Source organism: Pelagicoccus sp. SDUM812005, from assembly GCF_031127875.1.
Taxonomy (GTDB): domain Bacteria; phylum Verrucomicrobiota; class Verrucomicrobiia; order Opitutales; family Opitutaceae; genus Pelagicoccus.
The window spans coordinates 637,440-656,007 of the sequence record NZ_JARXIA010000001.1 but is presented as its reverse complement, the minus strand read 5'-3'; the positions used below and the strand labels follow the sequence as shown (position 1 = coordinate 656,007).

At 58.9% G+C, this 18,568-nt stretch carries 17 protein-coding genes; 10 read left to right on the top strand and 7 right to left on the bottom strand.

All coding sequences use genetic code 11. The features are described 5' to 3' along the window. Window positions 1-27: 27 nt before the first annotated feature. From hflX to QEH57_RS02455, 3 genes are all read left to right on the top strand, one after another. Entirely contained in the window at window positions 28-1,308 is a 1,281-nt protein-coding gene (hflX, locus tag QEH57_RS02465) for a GTPase HflX (protein WP_309005086.1), read from the top strand. Between the two features lie 66 nt (window positions 1,309-1,374). Continuing rightward, window positions 1,375-2,760: an alkaline phosphatase PhoX gene (locus QEH57_RS02460; protein WP_309005085.1), complete on the top strand. Its 1,386-nt coding sequence runs from the start codon at window positions 1,375-1,377 to the stop codon at window positions 2,758-2,760. Window positions 2,761-2,773: 13 nt separating this feature from the next. Further along, window positions 2,774-3,469 carry a hypothetical protein gene (locus QEH57_RS02455; RefSeq protein ID WP_309005084.1) on the top strand — a complete coding sequence of 232 codons (696 nt, stop codon included), beginning with the start codon at window positions 2,774-2,776 and terminating at the stop codon, window positions 3,467-3,469. Here the strand turns inward: QEH57_RS02455 and QEH57_RS02450 are convergent. From QEH57_RS02450 to QEH57_RS02440, 3 genes are all read right to left on the bottom strand, one after another. Continuing rightward, the gene (locus tag QEH57_RS02450) at window positions 3,466-4,038 is read right to left on the bottom strand and encodes a GNAT family protein (protein WP_309005083.1); all 573 of its coding nucleotides are present in this window, start codon (window positions 4,036-4,038) and stop codon (window positions 3,466-3,468) included. The two genes, QEH57_RS02455 and QEH57_RS02450, sit on opposite strands and share 4 nt — an antisense overlap. A gap of 90 nt (window positions 4,039-4,128) precedes the next feature. Continuing rightward, complete coding sequence (locus QEH57_RS02445) at window positions 4,129-4,548, bottom strand: MerC domain-containing protein (protein ID WP_309005082.1); 420 nt, start codon at window positions 4,546-4,548, stop codon at window positions 4,129-4,131. 77 nt (window positions 4,549-4,625) lie between these two features. After that, on the bottom strand, window positions 4,626-5,474 hold the full coding sequence (locus QEH57_RS02440; protein ID WP_309005081.1) for a ParB/RepB/Spo0J family partition protein: 849 nt from the start codon (window positions 5,472-5,474) through the stop codon (window positions 4,626-4,628). 163 nt (window positions 5,475-5,637) lie between these two features. Here QEH57_RS02440 and msrA point away from each other — a divergent pair, with 163 nt between their 5' ends. Then, window positions 5,638-6,231, top strand: a complete 594-nt coding sequence (gene msrA / locus QEH57_RS02435) for a peptide-methionine (S)-S-oxide reductase MsrA (RefSeq protein ID WP_309005080.1) — start codon at window positions 5,638-5,640, stop codon at window positions 6,229-6,231. A 104-nt stretch (window positions 6,232-6,335) separates the two neighbouring features. After that, window positions 6,336-10,052: an ATP-binding protein gene (locus QEH57_RS02430; RefSeq protein ID WP_309005079.1), complete on the top strand. Its 3,717-nt coding sequence runs from the start codon at window positions 6,336-6,338 to the stop codon at window positions 10,050-10,052. Window positions 10,053-10,135: 83 nt separating this feature from the next. Here QEH57_RS02430 and QEH57_RS02425 read toward each other — a convergent pair whose 3' ends face one another. Next, on the bottom strand, window positions 10,136-10,342 hold the full coding sequence (locus tag QEH57_RS02425) for a hypothetical protein (protein ID WP_309005078.1): 207 nt from the start codon (window positions 10,340-10,342) through the stop codon (window positions 10,136-10,138). A 308-nt stretch (window positions 10,343-10,650) separates the two neighbouring features. On the opposite strand from QEH57_RS02425, the gene QEH57_RS02420 reads away from it, so the two are divergent. The 5 genes from QEH57_RS02420 (at window position 10,651) to QEH57_RS02400 (ending at window position 15,857) form a co-directional block, all read left to right on the top strand. Then, entirely contained in the window at window positions 10,651-11,856 is a 1,206-nt protein-coding gene (locus QEH57_RS02420) for a saccharopine dehydrogenase family protein (RefSeq protein WP_309005077.1), read from the top strand. A gap of 101 nt (window positions 11,857-11,957) precedes the next feature. Beyond that, complete coding sequence (gene nspC, locus QEH57_RS02415; RefSeq protein WP_309005076.1) at window positions 11,958-13,121, top strand: carboxynorspermidine decarboxylase; 1,164 nt, start codon at window positions 11,958-11,960, stop codon at window positions 13,119-13,121. 262 nt (window positions 13,122-13,383) lie between these two features. Next, window positions 13,384-14,148, top strand: coding sequence for a hypothetical protein (locus tag QEH57_RS02410; RefSeq protein WP_309005075.1), 765 nt, complete (start codon window positions 13,384-13,386; stop codon window positions 14,146-14,148). 127 nt (window positions 14,149-14,275) lie between these two features. Then, window positions 14,276-15,163, top strand: a complete 888-nt coding sequence (speB, locus tag QEH57_RS02405) for an agmatinase (protein ID WP_309005074.1) — start codon at window positions 14,276-14,278, stop codon at window positions 15,161-15,163. A gap of 85 nt (window positions 15,164-15,248) precedes the next feature. Next, window positions 15,249-15,857, top strand: coding sequence for a peroxiredoxin-like family protein (locus QEH57_RS02400; RefSeq protein WP_309005073.1), 609 nt, complete (start codon window positions 15,249-15,251; stop codon window positions 15,855-15,857). A 26-nt stretch (window positions 15,858-15,883) separates the two neighbouring features. On the opposite strand, the gene QEH57_RS02395 is transcribed toward QEH57_RS02400, so the two are convergent. Genes QEH57_RS02395 through QEH57_RS02385 form a run of 3 tightly spaced genes read right to left on the bottom strand, consistent with a single transcriptional unit; the run spans window position 15,884 to window position 18,567 of the window. Then, window positions 15,884-16,294 carry a hypothetical protein gene (locus QEH57_RS02395; protein ID WP_309005072.1) on the bottom strand — a complete coding sequence of 137 codons (411 nt, stop codon included), beginning with the start codon at window positions 16,292-16,294 and terminating at the stop codon, window positions 15,884-15,886. 41 nt (window positions 16,295-16,335) lie between these two features. Continuing rightward, a complete protein-coding gene (locus tag QEH57_RS02390) occupies window positions 16,336-18,051 on the bottom strand; it encodes an ATPase, T2SS/T4P/T4SS family (protein WP_309005071.1) in 1,716 nt (571 codons plus the stop codon). Window positions 18,052-18,057: 6 nt separating this feature from the next. Next, window positions 18,058-18,567, bottom strand: coding sequence for a hypothetical protein (locus QEH57_RS02385; protein WP_309005070.1), 510 nt, complete (start codon window positions 18,565-18,567; stop codon window positions 18,058-18,060). Window position 18,568 lies beyond the last annotated feature (1 nt).

Genomic DNA, 18,568 nt, shown 5'->3' with positions numbered 1-18,568 from the left:
ACACCCGCGACCCGGAACCCAGACAGAATGTTCGATCTCGAAGATAACAGAAAGAAAGTCCAACGCGCCCTGCTCGTGGGCATCCAAGACTCCAAGATGTCCAGCGAGGATGCGGAACGCCTCCTCGACGAACTGCAGGAGCTCACCGCCAATCTCGACATCCCCACCGTCGACCGCGTCGTCGTCAAGCTGCGCAAAGCCCACCCCGCCTTCCTGCTCGGCACCGGCAAGGTACAGGAGCTCATCGCCCACGCCAAGGAACTCGAAGCCGACGTCATCATCTTCGACGACGAGCTCACCCCCGCCCAGCAACGCAACTGGGAAGCGGAATCCAAGATCACCGTCATCGACCGCCAGGAGATCATCATCGATATCTTCTCCGAACGAGCCCACACCAAGGAAGCCGCCCTCCAAGTCGCCCTCGCCCGCATGGAGTACTCGCTCCCTCGCCTGCGCCGGGCCTGGACCCACCTCTCGCGCCAGCGAGGCGGCGGCACCGGAGCTCGCGGCCAAGGTGAAACCCAGCTCGAAGCCGACTCCCGTATGGTACGCGACCGCATCGCCGTCACCAAGAAGGAGCTCAAGGAAGTCATCCAACACCGCCACGTCCAGCGAGCGAAACGCCTGCGCAAGCCCGTTCCCACCGTCGCCATAGTGGGCTACACCAACGCCGGCAAGTCGTCCCTGCTCAATACCCTCACCGACTCCGACGTGCTGGCCGAGGACAAGCTCTTCGCCACCCTCGACCCCACTACCCGCCGCCTCGAGCTCGACAACAGCCAACACGTTCTCGTCACCGACACTGTCGGATTCGTTCGCCGCCTGCCTCACCGATTGGTCGAAGCCTTCAAGGCGACCCTGGAAGAAGCGGTCGTAGCCGATTTGCTGATACACGTGGTCGACGTCACCAACCCCGACGCCGAAAAGCACTTCGAGACCACCATGGAAGTCCTCAAGGAAATCGAAGCCGACAAGAACCCCATGCTCGTCGTCTTCAACAAGATCGACGCCCTCGAGGAACAGAGCGACCGCGAACGCTTCCTCTTCACCCACAAGGACGCCCTCTACCTCAGCGCCAGCACTGGCGAAGGCGTACCCGAGCTGAAGGCCGCCATCGCCCACCACCTCAACGCCAAGTACAAGTCCACCCAGCTCCTGATTCCCCACGAGCGCTACGACGTGATTTCCAAGCTCCACAGCAGCGGCGGCATTCGCGAGCAACGGACCGAAGACGACGGCGTTCACATCGAAGGCATCTTCCCGCCCGCCCTTTCCGGAGTCATCGAACCATTCGTTTTGAAGCCTTAACAATTGTCTCCAAAACGTAGCCGAACAAAAATCGACTCCGATCGCGCCTCTCCCTACATACGCCCCATGTCATCGCACACTACACGTAGAGACTTCATCAAGGACGCCGCGCTCGCGGTCGGATTCATCGGACTGCAAACCTACATGGCTGGCTGCTCCCGCTCGAACGGTATCGGCTACGGCCCGCTGCTCGAAGATCCCAACCAGCTGCTCAAGCTTCCCAAAGGCTTCAGCTACTCGAGCTTCTCCAAAACCGGCGAGCTCATGGACGACGGGCTATTCGTCCCCGGAGACCACGACGGCATGGCCGCCTTCCCCCTCGACGCCGACCGCGTCATACTCGTGCGCAACCACGAAATGGGCCCTGGCAATCCGGAGAACGGTCCCTTCAAGGGCGACGCCCAACTGCTGAAGCTGTATCGAGAAAAGCACTACGATGCGGCCCACGACACCGGCAATAGCAGCGGCGGCACCTCTACCCTTATTTTCAACACCAAAACCCAGCAGCTCGAGCAACACTCCCTCAGCCTGCTCGGCACCATACGAAACTGTTCCGGCGGCCCCACCCCTTGGGGCAGCTGGGTCACCTGCGAGGAGACCAACATTCTCGCCGGAGGCGATTTCGAAAAGGACCACGGCTACTGTTTCGAAGTGCCAGCCAGCGAACAAATGGGCCTCGCTCTCCCCGTACCCATCAAGGGCATGGGCCGCTTCAACCACGAAGCCATCGCCGTCGATCCCAAGTCGGGCATCGTCTACCTGACGGAAGACCGCGGAGACGGCCTCATCTACCGCTACATTCCCAACGAACCGGGCAAACTGATCAACGGTGGCAAGCTGCAGGCCCTCGCCATTATCGACAAGGCCTCCTGCGACACCCGCAACTGGCCGAAGGAGAATCAGCCGGAATTCCCGATCGGAACGCCCGTATCCACAAAATGGATCGACCTGGAAGACATCGACGCGCCCAAGGACGACCTGCGCCACCGCGGTTTCATCACCGGAGCCGCCCGCTTCGCCCGCGGAGAAGGCATGCACTACGGAAACGGATCCATCTACTTCGCCTGCACCAACGGAGGCCCCCAAGAGTTCGGCCAAATCTTCAAGTACACCCCCAGCGTCTACGAGGGAACGGAACGCGAGAGCGAACTTCCCGGCGAACTCGAGCTCTTCGTGGAGTCGCACGACAGCCAGCTCATGCAGGCCTGCGACAACCTCACCGTAGCCCCTTGGGGAGACATCGTCATCGTCGAGGACGACAACGAATCCAGTGCTATCGTCGGTATCACGCCCCAGGGCGAGCTCTACCAGATCGGGCACGTCGCCATCAAGAGCGAGCTGGCCGGCGCCTGTTTCTCCCCCGACGGCAGCACCCTTTTCGTAAATATCCAAAAACGCCCCGGGCAAACGCTTGCGATCACCGGTCCATGGAATAGAACGATACCTTCCTAACAATCCAACCTTCATGTCCTCCCCTCTCAGTTCCCATTCGGCAGAACCTCACAAGAAGAGCATTTTCGGCAAGCCCGTCCTGATCGGCTGCTTTGGCCTCGTGGCCATCTTCACCCTGCTCCTCGCAGGCGGAGCCTATTGGCTCTTCACTTCAGGCAAAACCGTTATCAGCGACGAAATCCGCAAGGAAGTCATCGCTGAGATTGAGAGGTCAGGACTGGCGCCAGAGCAGCAAGCCGCCCTCAAGGCGGAGATCGATCGCCTCACGGAGCAATTCCAACAAGGCGAGATCTCCATCAGGGAACTCATCGAAATCATCGAGGGGCTCGAGCAGAGCCCCGCCATGAGCATCGTGCGCTACTACCAGGCCGAAGGCGATCCGCTCGACCGCAATTCCATCACGCCCGAGCAAAAGGACGCGGCCATGCTGACCATTCGCCGCTTCATCTACGGAGTATTCGAAGAGCGGATACCCGATACCGCCATCGAGGAGCTGATGGAGCCCTTCATCCTCGACCGCGGTACCGACGAGGAATACCGCGACCTGCAGTTTCGCTCCAACATCTCCGACGAGGAAATCTTCGCCGCCCTCGCCAAGGCCAAACGCTACGCGGACGAAGCCGGCATCCCCGAAGACAACCTATCGCCCGACATCGCCCGCGAGATTCGCGAGATCATCGATCGTATCCTCGCTAAGCATCGACGCTAGGACGCCGTCTTTTCGCTGCAACGATTCGCCAACCACTGGTCGCGCGTAATCGCCAGCGAATCCTGAGCTATCCACTCGCCGTCCTTTTCGAAGCCCTCTTCGATGTGCACCTTGAAACGGAATCCGCAGCGCTCCAGCACCGTGCGGCTGGCTATATTCCAGTCCGCGTGACAGGCGCTCACCTGATTCAGGCCAAGCGTCTCGAAGGCGAACTCTAAAATCGCCGCCAGCGCCTCGCTAGCGTATCCCGCTCCCTGATACTTGGGGTGGGTCCAGAAGCCGGCGTTCCAACCGCCGCAGCGCCGTTCGATCACGATGCGGCCCAGCGGCTGGCCCGACGTCTTGTCCCGAAAGGTAAACAAGTAGCCGTCCCCCGAACGCCAACGCTCCGGCACGTTGCCCACGAAGGCGTCCAGCTCCTCCTTGCTCTCGGGCTTGTTCCACATCATGCCGTCGTTGAAGCCGGCATAGCGCGTCGCATCCCAGACAAAGTCGGTCTCGTCCGGCTGAGACATTCGCAGCGTCAAGCGCTCCGTTTCGATCCGATAATCCAGCGGTACTAAATCCATAGTATAAGCCTTTTCTGGGGGCTAAACTAAGGAACCGCGGAGCCTTCAACAAGCTCCGATATCCGCAAAGTCACGCGCGGCGAAAATCGCCTAGCCGTGAGTCTCGTGAGCGCAGCAAGGCTTCTTGCAGGTGGGCTTGTGCCAGTGCCAGTTCTTCCAGTGCCCAAGCACGAAAACCACACCGCCGACGATGGTCGCCAAAGGATGCAACTCCTCCGCCAAAAGCGGGCGAATGCCTGCAAAGATCACCACTCCGATCGCTAGGAAGACGAAAATCGCCTTCTTCCCGTGGCGCCGGTAACCGTTGAAGTAGCTCACGCCAGCGACCACAAAAATGATGCTCATCATCACCCACTCGAACTCGTGGTCCGCCACGAAGTCGAGACCGACCAGCGGCAGCACCCCCATCAAGAAAGGAACCGAGAGACAATGGATCGCGCAAAGCACCGACAGGCCGATGCCCATTACATCCCATTTTTTCGTATCCACGCTCTGCATTGTCGCTTCCATGGATTAACCCAATCCAACGAAAATCGTGCTAACGCAAGATCTTTGCATCAGCTACCGATAAAAACTTGCGTTAAGGGCTAGGATTCCGCCCCGACCAGCAGCTCCGCCTTGCGCTGCATTACCCATTTCTCGATCCGCTCGATGGCGGCCGGATACTTCGGGTCGTCCTTTTTCATGCGGTCGAGAATGCCGATCGCCGCCACTGCGTAGTCGTTGGGGATCGCCGTCGGCAGGGTGTCGAGCTCGCGCGGATCCATCTCCCCGTTGCGAATCATGCTACGCGCCTCTTCCTCGATTTCGTTGCGGGTACCGCCCGAGGTATCGGAATAGTTCGCGTTTTTCTTCGAGGGAGCGCCGCCACCGCCGCCCGCTCCCGCGCCTTCGCCGGAGCTGCCGTCGTTCTTCTCGCGCTCTTCCCCGCCGTGACGCGCCGTCTTCTCGATGCCGGTCGGATAGCTCTTGCCGTCCTTGCCGATCACCTTGTCGGGATGGTCCAAGCCCATGGCCTTGCGCACCCGACGCACCAGCTCGATGGAAACCTTGCAAATGTCCGCCAGGTAGGCGTTCGAGTGGCCGGTCCATTCTTCGAGGGCGATTTCGACGGCGTGGCGCTTGTCCGCATTGGTGCGATAGAGCCCGTTGGTCGCGTTGGCGCCAAGCGCCGCCACCAAGGCGTCCGTACGAGAGCCTTCGCGAACCTCCGCCTCGATGTCGCGCTCCTCGATACGCTTGGCCGCCAGGAAGCGATGGAAACCGTCGGCCAAATAGTACTTGGACCCGTCGAAATACAGCACGATCGGCGGAAATTGGGCCCCCTGCTTCATGTCCTCCGCGTAGCCGGATACGGCTTCGTCGTTGGTCGCCACGCGCGTCTGCGTGCCGGAGTAGATGTCGATTTGGTCGAGGGCTATTCTCTGCAAGTTCATGTAGTTAAAATCTAGATACTCTTAATGCCTAAAAGCGGGGAACCGCTGAGACTTGCGGAGAGCGAATTTGTGGCAATGAAAATCGCCTCGGAATCGTTTTACGGGAATAAACGGGGCCCAGCCGCGCTCTTTGAACAAAGCCCAAGACCCCCAATTTCCCACCATGATTAAACGACTCGCCCTTGCCCTCGGCATCCACCTTCTATCTAGCTCCCTTATGGCTAACGATCCTTCAGAATCCGCGGAACTTGAAACCATCACTCTGGGCGCCGGCTGCTTCTGGTGCGTCGAGGCCGTCTACCAGCGCCTCGAGGGAGTCCAATCCGCCGTCAGCGGCTACATGGGCGGAAGCGTCAAGAACCCGACCTACAAGGCGGTCTGCACCGGCACCACCGGGCATGCGGAAGTCGTACAAATCAAGTTCGACCCGAAGCTCACCAATCTCGAAACCCTCATCGACTTCTTCTGGGAAGCCCACGATCCCACGACCCTTAACCGGCAAGGAGCCGACGTCGGCACCCAGTACCGCTCCGCCATTTTCTACGAAAACGAAGAGCAACGAGCCATCGCGGAAGCCTCCAAGGCCAAAGCGATGGCCTCCGGAAAGTTTTCCCGACCGATCGTCACCGAAATCAGCCCCGCCAGCACTTTCTACGTCGCGGAGGACTACCACCAGGAGTACTACGAGCTCAACAAGAGCTACCCCTACTGCCGCGCCGTCATCACCCCGAAGCTCAAGAAGCTCGGGCTGGAGTGAGCGGCTCCACAGCAAAACGCGGTATCCCCGAAGCCATTCGAGCCTAGCCTTGATCAACGAAGGATGTGCCGTACCTTTGGCAGAGTTCCATCCACTCTCGCCGCATGCCTCCGTCTATAAACAGAATTGCCACCCTACGCCGTGGCAGGCAAACGCTCGCCCTGCTCGCAGCGCTCGGCGCCCTGCTCCTCGGGCCGGCAAGACTGAGCGCTGAACCCGGCCCCAAGACCGAGCTCGGCCTCCCGGATTTCCGCATCCACTCCACCCAAGAAATCGGCACCACCCGCGGCAGCCGCTTCGTCTCGCTCGATACCAACGGCCGCATCCTCTACTCCAGCGAAGGCGAACTCTCCAGCTTCGACGGCACCGAATGGAAACGGATCTCCACTCCCCACCGCCGCTCCAACGAAGACCTCATCGCCATCGAGCAAGGCCCGGACGGCCAGCTCTATGCCGGCGGACTCGGCTACTGGGGACGCCTCCAAGTCGACGATCAAGGACGCTACGAAGTCGAGTACTTCTCGAATCAGGAGGAACAGGCCGCCACCTCGATCGAATACTTCGACCAAATCGCATTCGTCGGCCAATACGTGTACTTCAAAGGGATCAACCACCTCGTCCGCTGGCACCCGAACGAAGGCAGCCACCTCTTCGACCTCAACTATATCGACCTTATCTTCCCGCTCGCAGGAAACCTTTACGTCTCCAGCGAAAGCGGCTTCCACCGAATCGACGGCGATCGAATCGTCACCCTGCCGGACTCCGTAGCCCAGCTCGCCAACGAGGGCCGCAACGTTCGTTCCGCCCCCTGGGACGAACAGAGAGCGGCTGTCTTCAACACCCTGCACGGGCTCATGCTCTTCGACGGAGAAACCTTCGAAGACATCGACGACGATCTGGAGGGCGCCACAGGCGCCGGCTGGGCCAACGACATGCAGCGCATCGACGAGGAAACCCTAGCGGTCACCCTCGTAGAGAGCGGACTGCACCTCCTAAACCGAGAGGGCCGCTCCATCCTGAACCTCAACAAGCGGCTCGACCACCGCTTCCTCGACTGCGGCAGCATCGTGGTCGCGCCGGACAAGTCCATATGGGTCACCCTCTCCGACGGGGTTGTGCAAATCCAAGCCTCCCGCCCCGTCTCCTACATCGACCAGCGGCTCAACGTCCCCCTCAACTACTTCGACATGGCCCGGCTGGGCGAAACCATGATTATTCGCTCGAACGGAAAGCTGTACCGCGGCGCCTACAACGACTCGAACAACCTTTCCCACTTCGAGCCCTACCCCGCCCTAGCAGGTCAAACCGTCTACGAAATCTCCCAATTCGGCAAAGCCATCCTAGCCTCGACCAACCGAGCCATCTACCTGCTAGCGGAAGACCAGCCCCCTCGCCGCCTCCTCGACATCCCCAACGTCTACCGCTTGCAGGCAACCCGATTCGCCACTCCGCAAAAGATCATCCTCGCCGACCCCAACCGCACTTACTTCACCCAATTCGAAGGAAACGAGCTGCGGGTCGTCGCCGAAGTCGAAACCACGGGGCGCTACAACAAGATACTGGACGACGCCCAAGGCGACTACTGGCTGGAACGCGGGATCGCCAACATCGGCCGCATCACGAAAACGGGCGACACCTACTCCTACACCGAATACGATCCCAGTTCCGGCATTACTTCCGACCAATGGATCCCCATCTGGCGCAACGGAGACGAAGTCCTCTTCTCTACTCGCAAAGGACCGCTCCGCTTCGACCGAACCAAGGAACGCTTCGAAATAGCGACCGATATCAACGCCCTCATCCCCCGAAACACCAAAAAGCTCACCCGCCCCGCCTTCTCCCCCAAAGGGGATCTTTGGGCCATTTCCAACGAAAACCCCGTCATTCTGAGAAAACAGGAGGACGGCAGCTTCCTGCCCGACTTCCACACCCTCAACCACCTCAGCAACCTCCAACTCGACGAAATCCAGTTCGAGGACGGAGGCGATACCGCTTGGCTAATCACCCGCAAAGTGCTGGCTCGCATCGACGATTCCTCGCCGCAGGCAGCGATCTCCATCCCGCCTCCCCAAATCAATTCCATCAGCAACTTCCGCACAGGGGAGCTCCTCTACCATTTCGCCCGCAAGGACCTGCGCTTTCCCAGCGTCCTCGACCCGGCGCAAAACAGCATCCAGATCCAGCTCAGCACCCCCTACTACCAAAACACCGGAGGCATCAAGTACAGCTATCGCCTCGCCGGAGAAAGCGAGCAATGGAGCGAGCCGATCAACAGCTCCGTCGTCAACCTCGACCGACTCCCCGCCGGAGACTACCGCTTCGAAATCGTAGCGATCAGCGAAAACGGCCTGAAAAGCCCCGCCACCAGCATCGCCATCGCCGTCGCCAATCCCATCTACCGCACCCTTCCCGCCTACTTCCTCTACGCAGCCTGCCTCGTCCTCCTCGTCATGCTGCTCATCCGCCTGAGGCATACCAAGCTCATGCGTCGGCAGCATCTGCTCGAAGAAAAGGTAGCCATCCAAACTCGAGCCCTCCGGGACAAAAACATCCAAATCCACGGCGCCTTCCTCAGCGAACGCGAACTCAAGAAACGCGCCGAAAAGGCCAACCTCGCCAAAAGCGAGTTCCTCGCAATGGTCAGCCACGAAATCCGCACCCCGATGAACTGCATCATCGGCATGGCCGACCACCTGCTCGCCACCCCCCTCGAGCGAGAGCAATTCGAGATGCTCCGGGCCATCCATTCCAGCGGCCAATCCCTCGTGGCCATCATCGCCGACATCCTCGACTTCTCCAAAATCGAGGCCGGCAAGATCGAGCTTGAAGAAATCCCCTTCTCCCCCTCCCAAACCGTGAGCGACGTCATTCAGCTATTCCGGCGCTCCTGCGAAGAAAAAGGCCTGCTCCTGAAGACCGAAATCTCGCCCGATCTTCCGCGAGTCGTCATCGGCGACCCCACCCGCGTCAAGCAAGTCCTCATCAACCTCATCGGCAACGCCCTCAAGTTTACGGAGCACGGCGAAATCTCCGTCAAGCTGCTCGCCACCCAGAGCTCCCGCCAGAAAGTCGCCCTCCAGTACACGGTGGTCGATAGCGGGCTCGGCATTCCGGAGGACAAGATGGAACGCCTCTTTAAAGCCTTCAGCCAGATCGACTCCTCCAACACCCGCAAGTACGGCGGCACCGGACTCGGACTCGCCATCAGCAAACGACTGGTCAACCAAATGAACGGCGATATCGCCGTATCCAGCCAGCCAGGACAAGGCTCCTCCTTCTCCTTCTCCATCGCCGCCAAGATCGCCACTCCCGCAGAAGCCGACGCCTTCGAAAAGAGCGTCCCGCAATTCGCGGGCCCGCTCCCCCTTCCACCCCAGCCGCAGCCCACGAACTATTCGGGCAACAGCTCCATCACCGGCGACGCCAAGGACGTGCTGCTCGTCGAAGACAATCCCATCAACCAACAAGTCACCGCCATGATGCTGCGGCGGCTCGGCTACAGCTACGACCTCGTCAACAACGGCGAACTCGCCTGCCAAACCGTCGCCCGGAAAAAATACCGCGTCATCCTCATGGACATCCAGATGCCCGGCATGGACGGGGTCGAATGTGCCAAGCGCCTCCGCCGCGAAAACGGCGACGCCACGCCGCCCATCCTCGCCGTCACCGCCAAATCGTCGGACTCCGACCGCAGCATCGCCCAACAAGCCGGCATGTGCGACTTCCTCACCAAACCGCTGGAACGTCCCAAGCTCAAAGACGCCATCCAGCGCGCCCTGCAGCGCTCCCCCCAAAGCCAGCCCCACGCCCCCAAAATCTAAGCGCCCCCAACACTCCCGGCACAAAAAGAGCCGCCAGCAATAATCGCTGGCGACTCGCTTATGTGACAAAAAAAACGCACGCCCTAGGCGAAGGTATCGAGAAGCCTACCCACCTGCTCCTTGCCCCTCGCCGCCGCAGGTTCGGGACCCGTCCCCTGCTGCGACTTACCTCCCATGCCCGCCTCCGTAACGGCGGCAGCCGGAGCCCGCGCCGACGACTGCTCCGCCTTGCGCTGGAACCACTCGTCGAAGGTAGAGCTAATGAGTTTAATGATAGGAGGAAAATCCATGATCGATCCTTTCGTTGTTCTTGGCGATTCCCAGTTCCTCTGGGCGATCCTGAGAACTTCAAGAATATCACGAAAGCCAAAGCAGAGTAAATAGAGCCCTTGGCCACATCGCCCACCTTTCTTCCTCCAAGGCGATCCGCTCCCGGCTAGAGAAATCTCTCCACCCAGCCCCCGCAGCGCCCGCCAGACCGCCCTCGCGAATCCCATCGCACAAAGCGCTTGATCCTTCAGCGTCATTCCCTGAGAAACGAGCCGACTTTGCACCGCTATCCACAGGCGTAACGCGACAACCTACCATTCCCTCTACTATGAGCAAAAAAGTCCTAATCATCGGCGCCGGCGGCGTCGGAAGTGTAGTCACCCACAAGTGCGCCATGAACCGTGACGTATTTGGCGAAATTTGCCTCGCGAGCCGCCGCAAAAGCAGCTGCGACAAGATCGCCGACCAGATCGACAGCGAAATCCATACCGCCCAAGTCGACGCCGACAACACCGCCGAGACCGTCGCCCTCATCAAGGACTTCCAGCCCGACCTCGTTCTCAACGTCGCGCTCCCCTACCAAGACCTCGCCATCATGGACGCTTGCTTGGAAACTGGTACCGACTATCTGGATACAGCCAACTACGAGCCCCGCGACGAAGCGAAGTTCGAGTACAGCTGGCAATGGGCCTACCACGACCGCTTCAAGGACGCCGGTATCATGGCCCTGCTCGGTTCCGGCTTCGACCCCGGCGTGACCAACATCTTCACCGCCTACGCCAAAAAGCACCACTTCGACACCATCGACACCCTCGATATCATCGACTGCAACGCCGGCGACCACGGCAAAGCCTTCGCCACCAACTTCAATCCGGAGATCAACATCCGCGAAGTCACCGCCAACGGCCGCTACTTCGAAAACGGCGAATGGAAGGAAACCCCACCGCTCTCCGAAAAGCGCGTATTCGATTTCCCGGACGGCATCGGCCCCAAGGACATGTACCTCATGTACCACGAGGAAATGGAGTCGCTCACCAAGAACTTCCCGGACATCAAGCGCATGCGCTTCTGGATGACCTTCGGCCAGCAGTACCTCACCCACCTCAAGGTACTCGAAAACGTAGGCATGACTCGAATCGACCCCGTCATCTACAACGGCCAGGAAATCATCCCGCTCCAATTCCTCAAGGCAGTCCTGCCCGATCCCGGATCCCTCGGCGAATCCACCAAGGGCCGCACCTGCATCGGAATCGTGGCCGACGGCCACAAGAACGGCGAGCGCAAGCACTACTACCTCTACAACATCTGCGACCACGAAGCCTGCTTCGCGGAAGTAAACTCCCAAGCCATCAGCTACACCACCGGCGTTCCCGCCATGATCGGAGCCAAGATGATGCTCACCGACAAGTGGCGCGGCAAAGGCGTCTTCAACGTCGAGCAATTCGACCCAGACCCCTTCATGGAGCAACTCAACGTCCAAGGCCTCCCCTGGACCGAACAGTGGCTCGACAAGAAGCCCGAAGTCCTCGTCTAAACAGGATTTACTACAAGAGGCGCAAAAGTCACAAAATCGAGCCGTACCGGCTCCGCTTTTTGTGATTCTTGTGCCTTTTGTGGTTCAAACAAAAAGCCAGCATGGATCATATCATCCACTACGATCCGGAGCTTCCTCCGGAAACGCCCTCGCCAGCCTACGTCGTCGACCTCGCGCGACTTCGCTCCAACCTGGAATTAATCAAATCCGTGCAGGAGCAAAGCGGGGCCAAGATCCTCGCCGCCCTCAAAGGCTTCGCCATGCACAGCGTCTTCCCGCTCATGCGCGACTACGTGGCCGGCGTCTGCGCCAGCGGACCGTGGGAAGCGCAGCTCGGAGCCGAGGAATTCGGCAAGGAAGTGCACTGCTTCGCGCCCGCCTTCACCGACGAGGATATGCAGGAAGTCCTGCAGTTCGCTCACCACATCTCCTTCAACTCCGTTTCCCAGTTCCAGAAGCACCAAGCCGCCGTTCGATCGGCCCAGCGAAAAGTCTCCTGCGGCCTGCGCGTAAATCCTGAATACAGCGAAGTCGAAACGGATATCTACAATCCCTGCGTCGCCGGCTCGCGCCTCGGCATCCGCCGCCCCGCTCTCGACGGTCAGGACCTTTCCCAAGTCGAAGGACTCCACTTCCACACTATGTGTGAGCAAAATTCGGATACGCTCGAACGCACCCTCGTGCACTTCGAGGAAAAGTTCGGCGACCTGCTCTCACAGATGAAATGGGTCAATTTCGGAGGCGGCCACCACATCACCTCCCCCACCTACGACCGCGATCGCCTGGTTCGCATCCTCAAAGCCTTCAAGGCGCGCTATCCGCACCTCGAGGTCTACCTCGAGCCGGGCGAAGCCATGGCCATCAACACCGGCGTGCTCGTCGCCACCGTCCTCGACGTCATCGACGAAGCTCCCCCCATCGCCGTGCTGGACCTGTCCGCCACCTGCCACATGCCCGACGTGCTGGAAATGCCTTACCGCCCGGAAATCGTCGACGCCGGGGAAGCCGGCGAAAAAGCCCATACCTACAGCCTTGGCGGACTTTCCTGCCTCGCGGGCGACATGATCGGCCACTACTCCTTCGACCAGGAACTCGCCCCCGGCGACCGCCTCTACTTCCTCGACATGGCCCACTACACCATGGTCAAGACCAGCACCTTCAACGGCATCAAGCATCCCGCCATCGCGACCTGGGACCCAGAAGCCCAAGAACTCAAAGTCGTAAGAAAATTTGGATACGAGGACTACCGCAACCGCCTCTCCTAGAAACGGCTAGAGAGCGAAGCGGCCGCTCTCCACACGAATGAAGTCGGGCAGGTTCGTCCATAATTCTGACAGGCGTAACAATTGATTACGCTATTTTCCTACACGCTTTACGGTACAGCATAACGGGGTATAAACGGAAGAAGTTCACTCAAAGCGACTTCCGTAAACAGCAGCGAATTGGGACGCTCCGCTGGCGCAGCACTTGCCTGCTTTGATTCGTGCCAAGTGGCACGAATCAAAACCCTAAACCCACTGAGTAAGAATGAAAACAACCCATATTGCTTCGCTCGCATTCGCCGCAATCTTCGCCTGCGCGACCTTACAAGCAGTCGTCGTAACCATAACCCCAAGTTCCACAGATTGGGGCAATCCTTCTGGCGAAAACGGAGGTGGAGGTTCATCGAGCATCACAAACACTAGCCCTAGATCTGGAAACGGTTCGGTCGAATTATTTGGGGACCGTACCAGATTCGTAGGCCTAGGAAACTTCTATGACCCCTCTTCTAATCTCGGGTTACTATCCAACCTCTCCTCCTTCACTTTCGATTGGAGCGTTGCTCTAGATAGCATTTCAAGCCTCGGTCTCAATTATACGCCCGCCCTGAGACTGCATTTGTGGGACGGTGCACAAAGAAGCGAACTGATCTGGGAAGGCGCTTACAACGCTATCGGCAGCGTAACGAAAGGTGATTGGTATACCACAGGCGGATCCGACAACTTTTGGCAATACCAGGCCGGAATCGGCTCCACATTGATATACGATCGCGATATATCTGAATGGCAGTCCATCTACTCCCCAACAGCCTATATCGCGGGCATTAGCGTGGGAGCTGGCTCCTCGGTAGGTTCCGACTACCACGCATTCGCCGATAACGTCACATTGACCTGGAAAGACGGAAATAGCACGACCTACAATTTCGAGACTAACAATCAAGGAGTATCCGACACTGGCTCCACGTCGTTACTCGGTCTCATCGCATTGAGTTCGTTGATAGCCGCCAGACGGCTTACCCACAAGAGGAGGTAGTCGCTCAAGTTACTACTACGACCAACTAAAGCCTAACGTTCAGTTAGGCTTTTTTCGTCGATTCTCTTTGCTAGTGATCACCTCGCTTCTCAGTTTCGAATCGATCAGTTAGAACGAGCCCACCCATATGCCAAACGATCTTTACAAAAACCCACCCGCCTTTCATTCGGACGACATCGAGCCGTCCAACATGCACGACGCCGCCTTCCATATCATTCCCGTCCCCTGGGAAACGAGCGTATCCTACGGCGGCGGTACGGCCAATGGGCCGAACGCTATCCTCCACTCCTCCGTGCAATTGGAGCACTGGCTCGACGGGTCCTTCCCGGGCGACGCCGGCATCTTCACCGCCGATCCCGTCAACTGCAACGCCCCCGCAGCCAACGTCATCGAGAATATCAAAGTCGCCACCCGAGCGGCTCTCAACATCAACAAGTGCCCCATCCTGCTCGGCGGCGAACACGCCCTGACGCTTGGTCCCGTCCAAGCCTGCGCCGAGCTCGATATCCCCTTCGGCATCGTTCAGTTCGATGCCCATGCCGACCTGCGCTACGCGTATCAAGGAAACTTATACAGCCACGCCAGCGTCATGGAACGCTGTACCGACCTGGGCATCCCACTCCACCAAATCGGCGTTCGCGCCCTGTGCAAGGAGGAGGCGGATCGCCGTATCGAACGCGGCGTCACCTACCTCGACGCCGCCGACCTCTACTGGAAAGGCTACCCCGAGCAACTTCTCCCGGACGACTTTCCCGAACACGTCTTCATCACCTTCGACGTGGACGGCCTCGATCCCTCCATCATGCCGTCCACCGGCACCCCCGTGCCCGGCGGCCTGAATTGGTACCAAGCGATCGACGGATTGGAACGAGCCCTGAAGGGACGCAAGCTGCTCGGCGCGGACTTCGTGGAGCTGGCGCCGCAAGCCGGACAGCACGCCCCCGATTTCCTCGTAGCCAACTTGATCTACAAATTCATGGAAATCGCCCAGCGCCTCGACTGTCTGCGCTCCTAGGAATCGCGCGGAAAGGTCGCAGCCCGAAATTTCTTTGGAATAAAATCGGGCTTCGACCGTTCCCCTTCCTAGAGAATTATCAGACATGAGAAAACTAGCCTTCCTACTTTGCTGCATCGCAAGCCTCCCATTCGCCCAAGCGCGAAACGCAGACGAGGTCACTCCTCTGCTCATCGGACAAAAGACTCCTAAGGTCGACGTCGTAGACGAAACGGGAACCAAGCAATTCCTTCCCTCCCTGCTGAAAGACAAGTACAGCATCGTCGTATTCTACCGCGGCGGCTGGTGTCCCTACTGCAGCACCCACCTGCAGGAGCTTGCCGAAGCGGAGTCCCAGTTCCTCGAGCTCGGCTACCAGATCATCGGCATCAGCCCGGATTCCCCTGAGATGCTCGCCAGCATCGAGAAGGACGGAGACCTTCCTTACTCTTTGTATTCAGATAGCGGATTCGCCGCCATCGAAGGCTTCGGCATCGACTTTTCCCTCAACAAGCCGACCTTGCTCAAGTACAAGGGCTACGGCATCGACCTAGCCAAGAACTCGGGCGGCCTCAACAAGGATCGCCTGCCCGCTCCAGCCGTTTTCATCGTAACGCCTGACAACGAAATCGCTTTCTCCTACGTAAATCCGAACTACAAGGATCGCATCCCAGGCGACCTTCTCCTCGCCGCAGCGAAAGCGATTAAGGAGTAGGAGCGAAGCGCGTCCCCTTACCACCGCTACCGTAGGTCCGGCACGATCGGAGTCACTCCGCGGACCTTCGGTACCTCTCCCGGGCCCAGCACGAAGTGGAGCTGCTTCATTTGCGATCCGTAGTTGATCTGCATGTCCACAAAGATTTGCCACTCGCGAGCGTAGAGCTCGTGCCCGACTTTCATAACGGTTTTCCCAGTGGGACGCCGCTCGAAAAAGTACTCCCTGCATCGCTCGAAATCTCGAATGATGTAGTCTGGCTTGTGATGCGTCAGCGCCTTGGCCTTCTCTTCGTCGCCTTCTTGCAAGGCCGTCAGGAAGCTAGAGACCACGGTCGCCGCATGTTCCTCCCCCTCCATATACTCGGGCTCTGGTCCGTCTCCACAAGCTGACAAAAAGAGTGCTGCGAGGAGAGCGACGACGGGGTAAAACTTCATGTGGGGTAAAGTAGATTCTATTTCTTCGGCCTGGCAAGGCCCTAGAACATATCGACCGGCACCGTAGCCAAAGCCTCCGCCAAGGTTGAAATCCCGTCCTTCACCTTCAAAAGGCTATCCTGGTGCAGCGTCTTCATGCCCGACTTGACCGCGGTACGTTTCAGGTCAGCCGTTTCCCGCCCCTTGTTGATATCCTCGATCAGCTGCTCGCTGCTCGTCATCAATTCGTGGATACCGACTCGCCCCTTGTAGCCCGTATTCGAGCAACGGGGACAGCCCTTCGGGTTGTGCTTGAAAATGGGTCCGCTCCAGCCAATGCCCGCTTCGAGCACATCGCGCTCTCGGCCTTCCGGCTCGTACTGGATACGACAGGTCTTGCAAACGCGGCGCATCAGACGCTGAGCGCAAACGCAGAGCAAGGACGAGGAAATCATGAAGGGCTCGATGCCCATATCCGTCAGACGAGCTACCGTGCTCGGCGCGTCGTTGGTGTGCAGGGTACTGATTAGCAAGTGACCGGTAAGTGCCGCTTCCACCGCGATGTTCGCCGTCTCCTGGTCACGAATTTCCCCGACCAGAATGATGTCCGGATCCTGACGCAAGAAAGCGCGCAAGGCGCTCGCGAAGGTCAGACCGATCTGGCGGTTCATCTGCATCTGGTTGATCCCGTTGAGCGTGTACTCGATCGGGTCTTCGGCAGTACGGATGACGAAACTGGGATCGTTGATCTCGTTGAGAGCCGAATACAAAGTCATGGATTTGCCCGAACCGGTCGGTCCGCAGTGCAAGATCATGCCGTACGGCTGCTGGATCACTTCGCGGTAGCGAGCGAGATTTTCCTCCGAGAAGCCGAGGGCCGGCATCGGCAAGGTCGACTTCTGCTTGTCCAGAATACGCATCACCACGCCTTCGCCATGGTTGAGCGGCGCGGTCGAAACGCGGAGGTCGATATCGACGTTCTTCTTGGTGTATTGCTTGAAGACGATACGGCCATCCTGCGGGAGACGGCGTTCCGCGATATCGAGGTTCGACATGATCTTCAAGCGAGCCACCAAAGAGCCGGACACCTTCTGAGGCAGCTTCAGCTTCTCCTGGCAAACTCCGTCAATGCGGTAACGAACCACAAGCTCCTTCTCGCGCGGTTCGATGTGAATATCCGACGTGCCCGCAAAGTAGGCGTCTTCGATGATCCGGTTGGCGAGCTGGATGATCGGAGCGGACTCCTCGCTGTCGAGGCCCTCCTCGTCTTCCTCGATCTCGCCCTCGTCGAACTCCATGCCGACCGCTTCCACCACATCCTCGAAGTGGGTTTCCTCCCGCTTCTGATCCTGCTTGAGGATCTCCTTGATGTCGCTTTCCGGCGCCAGCAAGGCGACCACCGTCTTCTTGCTGATCTCGGAAATCCGCGAGGTAACCGTCAGTTCGAAAGGATTGGCCAAGGCGACCGCGATGTAGCGACCGTAGGCGCTGACTGGCACCACCTGGTTCTTTTCGCAAAATTCCTGGTCGAGCAGCTCCCAAGTCCCCTTGTTGATGGCAACGTTCTTAACGTTGATGGGAGTGACGCCGTAAGTCTTTGCCTTGGCGACGTTTAATTGGTGCGGCGAAATCCGGTAATCCGCCTGCAAGAGATCGTCGAAGGCGCTGCCGCTGAGCTCCTCCTCGCGAGACTTGAGCAGCTGCGACTGCTCCGCATCGAGATACTTGAGCTCGTGCAGATGGTCTACGATGCCTGCCTGTAGTCGACCTAACGCCATTCAGGACTAGCTCGCAACCATCGCGGCCTTGGCCTCCTCTGCCTCTTGAGTTTCCAGATAATCCGAAATCGTCTCCAAGGGAGCGGCGAACCAGACGATATTGCCTGAAATCTTTTGCTCCCAAAAAGCGCGAACGGCTGGACTCATGTAGTAGGCAGTCGCGATGTAGCGGGTGTCCTCTACCAAATCGAATGGTACAGACCAAGTGGCCCAGCATTCGGCGCGATCAGTGGCGGAAACCAATTCTTCCGGCACCTCCATATTTCGCACGTCGATAATGCCAAGACCTTCTTCCTCAACGAGATGCTCCATGAGCTTGCCTTCTTGCACGCTCTGCTTCTCGTTGATCAGAATCGATAGCAAGCTCAAGCGCAGCTCACCCGAAGCATTCGAAAGAAGCTCGAGAAAGCGCTCATTCGCAGCGTCGAGGGCCTCGATGCTAACGAGGCCACGCTCCACCAAGCTCGCTCCGAGCAGGCGGTTTGCACGCATTATGAGTGGCTTAAGACTGGCCATG

Bases quoted from the DNA above. Each gene is read 5' to 3' on its own strand.
- hflX (WP_309005086.1), top strand. From the start codon at position 28: ATGTTCGATCTCGAAGATAACAGAAAGAAAGTCCAACGCGCCCTGCTC.
- QEH57_RS02460 (WP_309005085.1), top strand. From the start codon at position 1,375: ATGTCATCGCACACTACACGTAGAGACTTCATCAAGGACGCCGCGCTC.
- QEH57_RS02455 (WP_309005084.1), top strand. From the start codon at position 2,774: ATGTCCTCCCCTCTCAGTTCCCATTCGGCAGAACCTCACAAGAAGAGC.
- QEH57_RS02450 (WP_309005083.1), bottom strand. From the start codon at position 4,038: ATGGATTTAGTACCGCTGGATTATCGGATCGAAACGGAGCGCTTGACG.
- QEH57_RS02445 (WP_309005082.1), bottom strand. From the start codon at position 4,548: ATGGAAGCGACAATGCAGAGCGTGGATACGAAAAAATGGGATGTAATG.
- QEH57_RS02440 (WP_309005081.1), bottom strand. From the start codon at position 5,474: ATGAACTTGCAGAGAATAGCCCTCGACCAAATCGACATCTACTCCGGC.
- msrA (WP_309005080.1), top strand. From the start codon at position 5,638: ATGATTAAACGACTCGCCCTTGCCCTCGGCATCCACCTTCTATCTAGC.
- QEH57_RS02430 (WP_309005079.1), top strand. From the start codon at position 6,336: ATGCCTCCGTCTATAAACAGAATTGCCACCCTACGCCGTGGCAGGCAA.
- QEH57_RS02425 (WP_309005078.1), bottom strand. From the start codon at position 10,342: ATGGATTTTCCTCCTATCATTAAACTCATTAGCTCTACCTTCGACGAG.
- QEH57_RS02420 (WP_309005077.1), top strand. From the start codon at position 10,651: ATGAGCAAAAAAGTCCTAATCATCGGCGCCGGCGGCGTCGGAAGTGTA.
- nspC (WP_309005076.1), top strand. From the start codon at position 11,958: ATGGATCATATCATCCACTACGATCCGGAGCTTCCTCCGGAAACGCCC.
- QEH57_RS02410 (WP_309005075.1), top strand. From the start codon at position 13,384: ATGAAAACAACCCATATTGCTTCGCTCGCATTCGCCGCAATCTTCGCC.
- speB (WP_309005074.1), top strand. From the start codon at position 14,276: ATGCCAAACGATCTTTACAAAAACCCACCCGCCTTTCATTCGGACGAC.
- QEH57_RS02400 (WP_309005073.1), top strand. From the start codon at position 15,249: ATGAGAAAACTAGCCTTCCTACTTTGCTGCATCGCAAGCCTCCCATTC.
- QEH57_RS02395 (WP_309005072.1), bottom strand. From the start codon at position 16,294: ATGAAGTTTTACCCCGTCGTCGCTCTCCTCGCAGCACTCTTTTTGTCA.
- QEH57_RS02390 (WP_309005071.1), bottom strand. From the start codon at position 18,051: ATGGCGTTAGGTCGACTACAGGCAGGCATCGTAGACCATCTGCACGAG.
- QEH57_RS02385 (WP_309005070.1), bottom strand. From the start codon at position 18,567: ATGGCCAGTCTTAAGCCACTCATAATGCGTGCAAACCGCCTGCTCGGA.